The 12,985-nt window shown below is 61.1% G+C and carries 7 protein-coding genes; 6 read left to right on the top strand and 1 reads right to left on the bottom strand.

The window, feature by feature from the left end; genetic code table 11:
• Positions 1–6 precede the first annotated feature (6 nt).
• From ACYQ2T_RS16280 to ACYQ2T_RS16260, 5 genes are all read left to right on the top strand, one after another.
• Positions 7–372: a response regulator gene (locus tag ACYQ2T_RS16280; RefSeq protein ID WP_459901932.1), complete on the top strand. Its 366-nt coding sequence runs from the start codon at positions 7–9 to the stop codon at positions 370–372.
• A 108-nt stretch (positions 373–480) separates the two neighbouring features.
• Positions 481–876: a response regulator gene (locus ACYQ2T_RS16275; protein ID WP_459901931.1), complete on the top strand. Its 396-nt coding sequence runs from the start codon at positions 481–483 to the stop codon at positions 874–876.
• Between the two features lie 31 nt (positions 877–907).
• Positions 908–1,660, top strand: coding sequence for a hypothetical protein (locus ACYQ2T_RS16270; RefSeq protein ID WP_459901930.1), 753 nt, complete (start codon positions 908–910; stop codon positions 1,658–1,660).
• Complete coding sequence (locus ACYQ2T_RS16265) at positions 1,660–3,333, top strand: chemotaxis protein CheA (RefSeq protein WP_459901929.1); 1,674 nt, start codon at positions 1,660–1,662, stop codon at positions 3,331–3,333. Before ACYQ2T_RS16270 ends, ACYQ2T_RS16265 begins: the two co-directional genes overlap by 1 nt.
• Positions 3,334–3,366: 33 nt before the next feature.
• Entirely contained in the window at positions 3,367–4,980 is a 1,614-nt protein-coding gene (locus ACYQ2T_RS16260; protein ID WP_459901928.1) for a methyl-accepting chemotaxis protein, read from the top strand.
• A 205-nt stretch (positions 4,981–5,185) separates the two neighbouring features.
• Here the strand turns inward: ACYQ2T_RS16260 and ACYQ2T_RS16255 are convergent, their stop codons facing one another.
• Entirely contained in the window at positions 5,186–10,354 is a 5,169-nt protein-coding gene (locus tag ACYQ2T_RS16255; RefSeq protein ID WP_459901927.1) for a response regulator, read from the bottom strand.
• 373 nt (positions 10,355–10,727) lie between these two features.
• Between ACYQ2T_RS16255 and typA the strand changes: the two genes are divergently transcribed.
• Positions 10,728–12,569, top strand: coding sequence for a translational GTPase TypA (gene typA, locus ACYQ2T_RS16250; protein WP_459901926.1), 1,842 nt, complete (start codon positions 10,728–10,730; stop codon positions 12,567–12,569).
• The last annotated feature ends 416 nt before the right edge of the window (positions 12,570–12,985 follow it).

Raw genomic sequence — 12,985 nt, 5'->3', positions numbered from 1 at the left:
GTAGCCATGGCACGAATACTGATCGCGGAAGACGACTATGTGGCGCAGTTGACCGTATCAAAGATGGTCACCAAGCTTGGGCACACGCCGTTTGTCAGCCCCAACGGGCGACATGCGTACGAGGCGCTCAAGGCCGCCAATAATTTTGATCTGCTCATCACGGACATCATGATGCCTGAAATGGACGGCCAACAGCTCATCAAAACCCTTCGTGGGGATAGCGAGTTCATGAAGTTGCCGGTCATCATCATGTCGGCTGTGGTGGGGGTGAAGGACATCAGTTCCCTGTTGGAGCTTGGGGCGACGTTCTTCCTTGCCAAGCCGATGCAGGAAGAGGAATTGGTGCATTACATTGACCGTTGTCTGGAGTGAAGGGCGCAGAGCAGGTGCGGCCCTGTGAAGCCCGGCCATATGGCCGGGGCCTGATGGGGCGATGAGGAGAGCGCCACGTACGGACGACGCGAAGAACCGGAGGAATGCATGAGAGCGCTTGTGGTCGAGGACGATTTCATTTCGCGGGAAGTCTTGCGCAAGAATCTGGCTCCGTTCTTCGAGATCAACATCGTGGTCAATGGAGAGGAAGCCGTTTCGGCGTTCAAGATTGCCCATGATGAGCACCGGCCCTATTCGCTTATCATTATGGACATCATGATGCCGGTTCTCGATGGTCTGAGCGCTGTGCGGCAGATTCGGGCCTATGAGGAAGAAAACGGCATCACCGAAGCGGCGCGGGTTATTATGGCCACGGCGCTGTCGGACCCGAAGACCGTTATGCAGTCCTTTGACGACTGCGGGGTCGAGGGCTACATCGTCAAACCCTATGACGGCGATAAGCTGCGTAAGGAACTGGAAAAGCTGGGCCTGATGATCGATTGATGCGCAACGGACCATCCTTCTGGGGGACGATATGAGTGAAAGCGATGAGATGGTCACAGAGTTTTACTCGCAGGTGAACGATGACTTCTATCCCCTCATCATGGAGGGGACGGACCTCTTGGGACAGGGTAAGGTACAGGAAGGCATCGAGGTTCTCGCGCGGCCGCTGCATACCATCAAGGGCGTAACCGGCTTCATGGGCGGGTTTGAGGTTGCGTCCACATTCACCCACAAGGTCGAGAGCTTTTTGAAGAAGCTCCAAAGCGGCGAGCTGGACCACAGCGACGACAACGTCACTGCGGCGCGGCAAGCCGTGACGCACGTCTTTCAGCTGCTGGACCAGATTCGTGAGCTGGGCGAGCCGGACAAGGACGAAATGGACGCCGTGCTCGCGCGCTTGGACGAAGCCGCAGGTGCAGGCGACGCCGGAGCGGGCGAGGATGCGGGCAGCATTGAGATAGAGCCGGGAGACGGCTTTATGCTGGTGCGTGTGGCTATGCCCCGCCTGCATTTGCAGCCCCACCGCGACGCCCTGCGGAAAACGCTGACGCAAATTGAGCAGGGGACCGCTGTGCGGGTGGACCTCTCCGGCGTGCGCTCGGTCAATTCCGCCACCTTTGAGCTGCTGGAGGAGATGGCCGCACGCCTTGACCTGCGCCTGACCGGTATGGGGCCTTCCTGCAAGGGAACCTTTTACGCATGGGGGTTTGATGGGTCGCTCCGCATGGCGTCCGAGGGACAGAGCCGTGATGCACAATGCGCCGAAGCAGGTGGACAAGGCTGATGAAGAGCAGCATTGAACAATGCATCGAAGCGCTGGAAGAGCGCATCCTCATTCTGGAGCAGGGGAAAACCTCGCCAGAGGCCTTGCACGACGCCCTTGTGCGCTTGGGCCTGACGAATGTGCGCTACCCCTCGGCCAACGTTGCAACGCTCATGGATATGCTCACCGACGGCATCGCTCCGGTAACGCCGGAGATGGTGACCGCGTTTTTGCAGATTGCCGACGGCCAGCGCCAGCTGTTGTACTCCATGGCAGGCATCGTGGAGGACCGTGCGGACAAAATTCGCGAACTGCGCGAGTCCGGCGAGTATGAGGAGCCACAGGAAGACGGCGAGGATGCCCCTGAAGGCGGCGCCACGGCCAAGGACGCCGCGCCAGACGCCCAAACCACGGCAGAGGACACCGAGGACGCGGACCGTCAAAGCCCGCCCGCAGACGCTCCGGGCGCGTCAAAGCCCAGCCCCAAAGCCCCTGCGCCCAAGGCGCCGCAAAAGGGCGGCTCCGAAATTTCCTCCATCCGCGTCAATACGGACAAGCTGGATACCCTCATTGACTACATCGGCAAGCTGATGACGCAATACGCCGTCATTGCCCAAAATCCCTCTTTGGACTCGAAAGCCGTTGCCGGAATGAAGGACCTTGAAGTCGTCATCAGCAACATCAAGGACGAGGTGGAGAAAATCCGCCTTGTGCCGCTGAAACAGATTTTTACCCCCATGCACCGCCTTGTGAGCAGTCTGTCCATGAAAATGGGTAAAAAGCTGCGCTTTGAGGTGGTGGGCGACGACCTGCAACTGGACAAGACCATTGTGGAGCATATCAACGAGCCGCTGGTCCATCTGCTGCGCAATGCCGTGGACCACGGCCTGGAGATGCCCGAAGAACGCGCGAAGGCCGGAAAGGAAGAGACCGCGCTCCTGCGTCTGTCGGCCCGGCGGCGGGGGAGCAAGGCGTTTATCATTGTTGAGGACGACGGCCGCGGCATCGACCCGGAAAAAATCCGCAAGAAGGCCGTGGAGCGTGGCTTGCTGTCGGATGAGGAGAAGCTCACCCCTGAGGAAGTGTACCGCTTTATCCTCAAGTCCGGTTTTTCCACGGCGGAGAAAGTCACGGACGTTTCCGGGCGTGGCGTGGGCATGGATGCTGTGGCCCATTCCATCGAAGACCGCCTCGGCGGCGAAATCTCCATCACCAGCGATTTTGGCAGCGGCTCAACCTTTACCCTTGCCATACCTTTGGAGCGCTCCCTGTCCGAGGGCATTGTGGACGCGCTTATCGTGAACCTTGGCACCGAGGTTTTTGTGGTGCCCAGCCAGCCTGTGCTGGAGGTCTACGCCGTGCGTCCGGGCGACATCACCACCATGCCCGGCGGCGACGAGACCGTGGACGTGCGCGGGGAGTTGTATCCGCTCTTTCGGCTGGACAGATATTTCGGTTTGCGCATGACCACGGAGAGCGATGGTGCGGAGCAGGCTGTTGTCATCAAGGTTGGCCGCCGCAGGGCTGCATTTCTCGTGGACGAGGTGTTGCGGCAGCAGCAGGTGGTGGTTGCCAGTTTCACCATTCCGGTCAAGGACATCTACAATGTACCCATCCTCGGCTACGGCATGATTGGCGAGCGCGATGCGCTGGTGCTGGATGTGGAAAGCCTGATGGACCACATGCACGCCTGAGCCTGACGCCCTACGGGGACAAGGGAGGAGACGATGGGATTCTTCAGTAACCTGAGCATCCGGTGGAAGGCGCTGCTGACGGCGCTTTTGGGTCCGTTCCTCATTGCCGCTGTGATGGCCGTCATCCAAATGCGGACCATTGAGGAGGGGACCCACGATGCCCTGCTTGAGAAAAGCCGCGCCATAGTGCTGATGGCCGAGGCGGGACGCGTGGAGATGGCGCAGAAGATTGAGCATGGTCTTCTGAAGCCCTTTGACGAAATTCCGCGCGAGCACCTGCTGGAGGCTGTTCCGGTTATTACCGCCATCCGCATGGCGGCGGGCAATGCCGAGGAGGCGGGCTATGATTTCCGCGTCCCCAAAATCTCCCCGCGTAATCCTAAGAACACCCCAACGGAATTGGAAGAGCGCGTGCTTGCAAAGCTCAAGGCTGAGAATCTTGATGAATACATTCTCGTGCAGGGCGACGCCATACGGTATTTTCGGCCCATTCGTCTGACCAAGGATTGCCTCTATTGCCACGGCGACCCCAAGGGCGCAAAGGATCCGGTAGGCGGCATTAAGGAAGGCTGGCGTGCGGGTGATATTCACGGCGCGTTTGAGATTGTGACGTCCCTTGATGCGGCCAACCGCGAGATTGCGCAGGCCGGGATGAGCGTGGTGACGTGGACTGGGCTGTTCCTTGCCGTTATCGCGGTTGCGGTGTGGTGGGCGTTGCGGTCCGGTGTCATCCGGCCCATATCGCAGATTCACGGTGTGGCGGGCGCCATGGCCGAGGGCGACTTTAGCCGCGACATCACCGTCACGGGCGGTGACGAAATCGGCACCATGGCTTCGGCATTCCGGACTATGATGGACAATTTGCGCCGCGTGGTGCGCGACGTCGGCGAGGCCTCGGACAGCGTGACCAACGGCAGTGGCGAACTCAGCTCCGCATCGCAGGATCTGGCCTCCGGCGCAACACGGCAGGCCGCCAGCGTGCAGGAAGTGTCCGCGTCCGTTGAGCAGATGACCGCGAATATTGAGCAAAACGCGGACAATGCCAACCAGATGGAGGGCATTGCCCTTGCCTCGGCGGAAAAGGCCAAGGAAGGCGGCGAGGCCGTGGCCGGAACCGTACAGGCCATGCGCAATATTGTGGAGAAGATTACCATCGTGGAGGAGATAGCGCGGCAGACCAATCTGCTCGCCCTCAATGCCGCCATCGAAGCGGCGCGCGCCGGGGAGCATGGCAAGGGCTTTGCCGTGGTCGCGGCGGAAGTGCGCAAGCTGGCCGAGCGCAGCGGCGAGGCCGCGCGGGAGATTAGCGAGATTTCCTCCTCCAGCGCCCATGTGGCGGAAAAGGCCGGGGAAATCCTCAAGGACCTTGTTCCCAGCATTACCAGCACTGCCGACCTTGTGCAGGAGATTTCCGCCGCCACGCGTGAGCAGCACACCGGCGCCCAGCAGATTAATACGGCCCTGCAGGAGCTTGACCAGGTGATTCAGGGCAATGCCGCGGCCTCGGAACAGGTGGCGTCCACCTCCGCCCAACTGTCCCGGCAGGCACATGAACTGAAGCGGGCCATGTCGTTTTTCCGAATGGATGAAGCCTCGGTTCTCCCGTCGTTGTCACGGCATGGTCATGGCGAGGGGGGCGGCGAATAGCGCCCCTGTGAACGTGACCCCGCCTCTGGTTGGGGAGGGGGACGGGCGAGAGCGCCCCGCATTGGCAACGGCCCAGCATCCGGCTAGCATCCGGCCAGTACCCGGTTAGAGACGGTGCAGAACGCAAGAAATAACGCGGCCCACACGGAATATCCGTGTGGGCCGCGTTGCCGTATTGTGGTGAATGCGCCGGGCGCCGCTTCGCTTACGGCAGAGCGTGCAGGGCGGAGAGGAGGCCTTCAACGTTATGGGAGAGCGTTTTCAGGCCGCGCTCAATGGCGTCTGTATCCTTCGCGATGGCGGCTTGTTCCACATCGTAGGCCGCAGTAAAGGCTTCCCCTTCGTCAAAGTAGCCGAGAGTTCCCTTAAACGCGTGCGCCTGTTCCGCCAACGCGGCAAAGTCGCCCGTGTCGAAGGTTTGCCGCAGGATGGCAAGGCGGCTTGGCACCTCCGCCATAAGGATGGCGATGTTTTCCTTGAGGAAGGCAGTATTGCTGCCAAAACTCATGGCTAGGCGTTCCCGGTCCAGCGGGTAGGGGGGCTGTTCCGGCGCGGAGTCGCCGTTATCTGAGTCGGCGGGTTCCTTTGCGGGGGTATTGCGCTCAATGGCCGAAAAGAGGTCCTGTGGGCGGACGGGCTTGGACACAAGGTCGTCCATGCCTGCATGAAGAATGCTCTGGCGGTCGTCCGGGGAGAGGTGGGCGGTCATGGCGATGATGGGGGTGCGGGGGCGCTCTTCTTTCTTTTCCAGCGCGCGGATGTGACCCGCCGCGTCCATGCCGTTCATGATGGGCATCTGCACATCCATAATGACGAGGTCGAACTCGTGGGTGGAGAAGAGGTCCACGGCGCGTTTGCCGTCGTGCGCGACGGTGGTCTTGTGCCCAAACTGTTCCAGCATATTCAGCGCCACGTTGCGGTTAATCTCCGTATCCTCCGCCAGCAGAATGCGGCGGGGGGTTTGTGTGCGAAGCAGATGCCCTGTGCTTTGGTCCTCGTCGTCCTTGGCGGGCAGCAGCTTGGAAAGCGTCGCGTGGATGGCTTTGATGAGGAGCGGCTTGTGCAACGTTGCCGCCACCTGCGGGTGGCGCTCGTTTTCGTCGTGGGCGTTTTCGCGTGATTGCAGAAGCACAACGGGGATGTCCGCTGTGTCCGCGTTGGCCTTGAGTGTGGAAATCAGCTCGCTGCCGGGCATGTCCGGCAGCGATTCGTCCACGATGATGACCTCCACGTTCAGCCCTTTGGTCTTGGCTTGCTCCAGGGCTGTGGTGGCGTCCTTGCCGGTGGCGGCCACCATGGGGAAGAGGCCCATTTGCTCAAGGCTGGCGCGCAGGAAGCGCAGGGAGGTCGGGTTGCCGTCCACGATGATGCAGCGCCGGCCACGCATGCCCGCCGTGGCGTCATGGATGCCGCCGGGAATGGGCACGGGCGATGCGTCGAAGCTGATGGTGAAAAAGAAGCTGCTCCCCACGCCGGGCGTGGTCTGCATGGACAGCGTGCCCCCCATCAGCCGCACCAGCCGCGAGGCCACAGTCAGGCCCATGCCCACGCCGCCTGAGTTGCGGGTGGCGGTCTGGTCGGCTTGCTCAAAGGCCTTGAACACCGCGGCTTGGCGTTCCTGCGGGATGCCGCGGCCCGTGTCGCTGACGGTGAAGGTGATTTCGTTTGGCGGGGTGTGCTCCGTGTTTTGCGCAATGTCCACACGCACCTCGCCTGCCTCGGTGAATTTGATGGCGTTGGAGACGAGGTTGGCCAGCACCTGCGTCAGCCGCTGCGCGTCGCCCAGCAGGGAGTCGTGGGCGTCTTCCGCAATAGTAATGATAAGGGTCAGCCCCTTGGTCTCCGCAAGGAAGGAATAGGGCTGGAGCGCCGCAACGACGGTATCGCGCAGGCTAAAGGGGCGCGCCGAGAGGTGGACGCGGCCTTCCTCTATTTGGGTGAACTCCAAAATGTCGTTGATGATGGACAGCAGTATTTCACCCGACTGCTTGATGCCCATAACATATTCATACTGGCGGCGGGAAAGCCCGGTCTGCGAAAGCAGGTCCGCCAGCCCCAGCACGCCGTTCATGGGCGTTCGAATCTCGTGGCTGATGTTGGACAGGAAAACGGATTTCGCCCGGTTGGCCGCGTCGGCTTCGTCCTTGGAGCGGCGCAGGTTGCGTTCCATGTTATGGGTCTCTGTGGTGTCGCGGACCATCATTTGGACGAGGTTGTACTCGGCAAGGCAGGTGCTGGTGTCCGCCGGGAAGGTGGAGCCGTCCTTGCGGATGAACGTCATATGCTGGGTCCATGTATGGCCATCCAGCACCGTTTGCATGGCCTCATTGAAGACGTGCGTATCGTCCGTGCCTAGAATCCGTCCGGGCGGCAGGCCGACAAGGTCTTCTTCCTCGTACTGGAGCAGTTGCAGGGCGCGCGGATTGGCCCCTTGCAGCATGCCGGACCCGTCAAAAAGGATGATGCCGATGGAGGCGCTTTCGTAAAGGGACTTGTAGCGCTTGCGGCTGTTCTCCAGTTGCTGCTGGTTCTTCTTTTGCAGCGATATGTCGCGGATGGTCAGGCTCAGGACGTCCTGATCCTCATAGTTGATGAAAAACGCCGTTACCTCTGCCGGGAACAGGATGCCGCTTTTGGCCCTGACAAGCGTTTCAAACGTTTGGGGCGAAGCCTCGTGCAGGCGCTGCCAGACGCTGGACCACGGCTCGTCGGCAAAGTCCGGGCAGATATCCTTGGGTGCAAGGGCCAGCAGTTCCCACCGGCTGTAGTCCAGCAGGGCAACGTTGGCGGTGTTGGAGTAGACAATGGCTCCGGCCTCGGTAATCCACAGTATGCCGTCCTTGGCGTTTTCCAGCGATATGCGTGCAAGGCGCAGGTCGCGTTCGGCCTTCTTTTGGGTGGTGACGTCCACGTGGATGCCCGTGGCGCGCAGCGGTTCCCCCTTTGGGGAGAGGTCCACAATCATCCCGCGCGACTGAATCCACCGTACGGAGCCGCCAACGGTCTTGATGCGGTAGGTGACGTCTATGGCGGTGTCCCCCGGTTGGCGGCCCTTTACGTGGTGCAGCACGTGTTTGCGGTCGTCCTCTGGCATGTGGGCGAGCCAGCTGCCAAGGTCGTGGGGCATGGTGGCTTCGTCGAAGCCCATTTTCTCCCAGAAGTCGTGGCTCATGTACGCCTGCTCGCTGACGAGGTCGATTTCCCAGAGGCCTTCGGCGGCGGCAAAGGTGGCGCGTTTGTACCGCTCGCGGCTTTCGTGCAGGTCGCGCTCGGCGTCGTTGCGGGCTTTGGCAATGGCGATAATTTCCGCCACCAGCTCCATCATGCCAGTCTCTTCGGTGTGCCATGGCATGTTCTTGCGGGAGGCATCAATGCACAGGCACCCCAGTGCGGGACCACTCAGCTTAATGGGCACATACAGCAGCGACTGGACACCAAAATCCGTGGCGAGCCGCGCCTGATGCTCAGGGCCGGTTTTCAGGCCCGTATTGTCGCGGATAAGGAGCGAGCGCCCGTCCTGAAGGGTCTTGAGGTACAGCGGAAACAGCGAAATATGCTTGCCGTCCACATGCTTTTTCAGGGGGGCGACGTCGGGGGCGCACCATTCGTGGCGCAGGGCAAGGCTTTCGCCGTCGGTCTTAAACTCCACAATGCGTGAGCGGTCGGCCTGCATGAACTGCCCAAGGATGGGCAGTATCTGCATGATGGCGGTTTCGTAGTCGTTTTCCACGAGCCGCATGGACACTTCCTTGATGAGCGAGTCCGTGGCGGCGCGGCGCGAGAGGGCATCGGCGGTTTGCTCATGGCGGGTTGCCTCGCGCGAGAGTTTGCGGTTCCAGTACAGGCTGAGGGCGAGCATGAGCAGAATGACGCCACCAAGGGACAGGCTGAGGGTGTCCGGACGCCATGTGGGAGTGCTGGCGGAAAGCCATTTTTGCTCCACGCTGCGCTGTTCCGCCTCGGAGATGGTGGTAATGGCCTTGCCCAGCACGGCGCGCAGTTCGGGCCAGTCCGGCCGCGTGCCAAAGCGGAAGTCCTGCGTATAGGGCGTTTTGAGGGCAATGTGCAGGTTGGGCGACCGGCGCAGGTCAAGGGCGTGGGTTACGCCGACAATGCTGCCGACATACGCATGGGCGGCTCCGGAGGCCACAAGATCAATGCCTGCCATGGGTGAGGTAACGTCGAGAAATTTGATTTTGGGATGCGCGGCCTTGAGCATATCCGTAAGGGCAGGGTCCCCGGTTGTGGCGACAAGGTGCCCTTCAAGGTCGCCAATGCTCTGCGGCGCGGGGGAGGACGTGTGTAAGACGCCAACAATGGGCAGGGAAAGGTAGGGCTGTGTGGGGATGAGGTTGCCGGACCCTGTGGCCGCGAGGTCCGGTGCGGTCAAAAGGTCCGCGCGGCCTTGATCAACGCTTCGCTCCGGCGCATCGCTGGGCACGGGCTGAAAGCGTATGCTGAGCCGCTGCGCGAGGATGTCGAGGATGTCCTTGGTGATGCCCTTGAATTCGCCGTCTATGTCAACAAATTCAAGGGGCGGGGTGTCGTTTCGTACCGCCACGCGCACCACGGGGTGCACGCCCAGCCATTTTTTTTCGAATTCGGTCAGGCCCAGCTGGTCGCCACGGTGGACGTAGTTGCGGGCGGCAGGCGAGGTTACCCAGCGCTGCTCCAGCTCACTGAGCTCGGCGGAGCTGATGTTCATAAAGCCCTTGCGCACAAGAGCGGAGAGCTCGGGAGTCCGCGACGGAATGGCCGGATGTAGCGTCAGGCGAAAGCTGCTGGAAGGAAAGGCTGTAAAGTCGCTGGTCAGCCCAAGGTTGGACAAGAGTTCTTCAATGATAATGCTGGGGCCGCAGACCGCGCCAAGGCGTCCTTCGTACGCGGCCAGAATCATGGCTTCCTGCGATGAGTAGGACACAAGGGGGACGCCGGGGAGGAGTTCCTTGAGGCGTCGCTGCGCGGCGGACGCGGTGCGCACGCCGACGCTGTGCTGGGCAAGGTCGTCCACATGGGCGTCCGGCCCGTGGGTTTTGGCCGTGTAGAGGCGGTAGCCAATGCTATAGACTGACGGGGCGTAGTCGAAGTCCGGCCAGATGTGCGGCTCCGCTGGCAGGGCGCCGTGCAGGTCGGCCCTGCCGCTTTGGATGGCGTCCACGGCGGCGGCAGGGGACGCGGGCAGAAAGCGCACCTCGCGCTGCACTTTGGTGCCCCACAGTTTCCAGAGATCGACAAAAAATCCCGACGCTTTGCCGCTGGCTCCAATGTAGGCCAGAGGCGGCGCATCGCTGTCGATGGCGATAACAAGGGGCTGGGATTCGCCCGCACGGCTTGGCAGCGGCAGGAGAATGACGCTGAAAAGCAGAGCTGCCAAGGCATATATCACGCGGGTCGTTTTCATAATTCGCCTGCGTTTGTGGGTGGTGGCGCGAAGCATAAGGCCCATGTGCCGCACTATATAGTGTTACATGAAGACATGTGGATGGGGCAAGAGACTTGCGGAAAAGGGCGGGGCACAAGGCCGCGAAAAGGAGTATGGATCAACGCTTGCTGGCGGGAAAAGAAAGGCGTAGGGTCTGCGCCGACCTCAGGGCGAGAGTGCGGGGCGGTGCCCAATGTTAAAATTAATCATTGCCAACGCAAATCCGTTTTGCTACAAACCCCCGTTCCGCGCAATAGCGCAAGGCCGTTGCCATCGGCACGGTCTCCCATCCAAAGCAGTATTTTTCCCGAACTAGGACAAAGAGATGCCCAAGAAAACCGCGCGCAACGAATCGTTGCGCAATATCGCCATCATTGCTCACGTTGACCACGGCAAAACGACGCTGGTCGACCAGATGTTTAAGCAGAGCGGAGTGTTCCGCGAGGGGCAAGACGTTGATGATCGTGTCATGGACTCCATGGATCTGGAGCGTGAGCGCGGCATTACCATCGCCGCGAAGAACTGTTCCATCCACTGGCGTGACAGGAAAATCAACATCATCGACACCCCCGGTCACGCCGACTTTGGTGGCGAGGTTGAACGCTCTTTGTCCATGTGCGACGGCGTTATCCTGTTGGTGGACGCCTCCGAAGGCCCGCTGCCGCAGACCCGCTTCGTGCTGGAAAAGGCGCTGAATGCCGGTCTGAAGCTGCTGGTTGTGGTCAATAAGATTGACCGTGCGGACGCCCGTCCCGACGAAGTGCTGAACGAGGTCTATGACCTGCTCATCGACCTTGGCGCAGATGACGACCAGCTGGAATTTCCGCTGTACTACGCCATCGGCCGCGACGGCATCGCCAAGAAGAACCTTGAGGACGAGGCCTCCAACCTGCACATCCTGCTGGATGCCGTGGTGGAGGAAGTCCCCGCGCCCAGCTACGACCCCGACGCACCCTTCCAGATGCTGGTGTCCGACCTCAGCTACTCCGACTATCTGGGCCGCCTTGCCATTGGCCGCGTAACCAACGGCACCGCCCATAGCAACGAGCAGCTGGTCTGCCTTGGTGAAAACGACTCCAAGAAGTCCCTGCGTGTGTCCCGCCTGCAGACCTACGGCGGTCTGAAGGTTGTGGATACCGACAGCGCCCAGCCCGGTGACATCATCGTGCTGTCCGGCATTGAGGACGTGACAATCGGCGACACTATCTGCACGGTGGACAACCCGCAGGCACTGCCCCGCATTACTGTGGACGAACCCACCGTCAGCATGCGCTTTGGCATCAATACCTCGCCGCTGGCCGGTCAGGAAGGCTCGCAGGTGACCTCCAGCAAGATTAAGGAGCGTCTGACCCGCGAAGCCCTCTCCAACGTGGCTATCCGCGTGGAAGAGACCGACGACCGCGACGCCTTCCTCGTGAAGGGCCGTGGCGAGTTCCAGATGGCCATCATCATCGAGACCATGCGCCGCGAAGGCTTTGAGCTGAACGTGGGCCGTCCCGAGGTTATCTACAAGCGCGACGAAAGCGGTAAGCTGCTGGAGCCCATTGAGCACCTGTACGTGGACTGCGACGAAGCCTCCATGGGCGTCGTTACCGAGAAGCTCGCCATGCGTAAGGGCCGCATGACCAATATGGTCAACAACGGCACCGGACGCGTGCGTATGGAATTCTCCATCCCCTCCCGTGGCCTCATCGGCTACCGCGACGAGTTCCTGACCGATACCAAGGGTACCGGCATCATGAACTCCTACCTTGAGGGCTATGGCGACCACCGCGGCGAGTTCCCCACGCGCTACTCCGGCTCCATCGTCTCCGACCGTGCGGGCAAGGCCGTGGCCTACGCCCTGTTCAACCTTGAGCCCCGCGGCAGCCTGTTCATCAATCCGGGCGACGCCGTGTACGAGGGCATGATCGTTGGCGAGCACAACCGCGAAAACGACATCGACGTGAACCCCACCAAGGGCAAGAAGCTCACCAACATGCGTGCGTCCGGCAAGGACGACGCCGTTGTGCTGACCAACGTGCTGCCCATGACGCTGGAGCGCGCCCTGCACTTCATCCGTGAGGACGAACTCGTCGAGATTACGCCGGAAGCCATCCGCCTGCGCAAGGTTGAACTTAACTCGCAGAAGCGTTATCAGATCGCGGGCCGCAAGAAGAAAGCCTAAAAATTTATCAAGTAACCCTTGCCAGAGTGCTTCGGAACGGAGGCGAGCCCGGTTTTTGAGCCGGACCCCTCGTGTCCGTGACGGCGCACTCTGGGCGTTGATTTCATGGGCGGGCCACGTCAAAAGACGGGGGCCCGCCTCTTTTTTGTCCGTGCTGCTCCAGTGGGGTGGCATGGGAAAGCGCAGCACCCCCGGTGGATATGTCTCCACCGGGGGTGCTGTTGTTGTATGTCGTGCGGTGTTGTGCCTTGTTGAGGTAGTGAGGCCCATAGTCCGCGTTGGCGGGGTGGCGGGGTGGCGGGAGCGTGAGGGGCCGCTTCGGGAGCTGGCGTGCTGGCTGCTAGGCGGCACCTGGCAGGGGGCGGAGAAGAATGAAGGCCGACGCGTAGGAGATACGCGTCGGCCTTGCATGGTTA

The sequence above is a fragment of the Desulfobaculum senezii genome (assembly GCF_054657395.1).
This window is presented reverse-complemented; position numbering and strand designations above follow the sequence as displayed.

Bases quoted from the DNA above. Each gene is read 5' to 3' on its own strand.
- ACYQ2T_RS16265 (WP_459901929.1), top strand. From the start codon at position 1,660: ATGAAGAGCAGCATTGAACAATGCATCGAAGCGCTGGAAGAGCGCATC.
- ACYQ2T_RS16275 (WP_459901931.1), top strand. From the start codon at position 481: ATGAGAGCGCTTGTGGTCGAGGACGATTTCATTTCGCGGGAAGTCTTG.
- ACYQ2T_RS16260 (WP_459901928.1), top strand. From the start codon at position 3,367: ATGGGATTCTTCAGTAACCTGAGCATCCGGTGGAAGGCGCTGCTGACG.
- typA (WP_459901926.1), top strand. From the start codon at position 10,728: ATGCCCAAGAAAACCGCGCGCAACGAATCGTTGCGCAATATCGCCATC.
- ACYQ2T_RS16280 (WP_459901932.1), top strand. From the start codon at position 7: ATGGCACGAATACTGATCGCGGAAGACGACTATGTGGCGCAGTTGACC.
- ACYQ2T_RS16270 (WP_459901930.1), top strand. From the start codon at position 908: ATGAGTGAAAGCGATGAGATGGTCACAGAGTTTTACTCGCAGGTGAAC.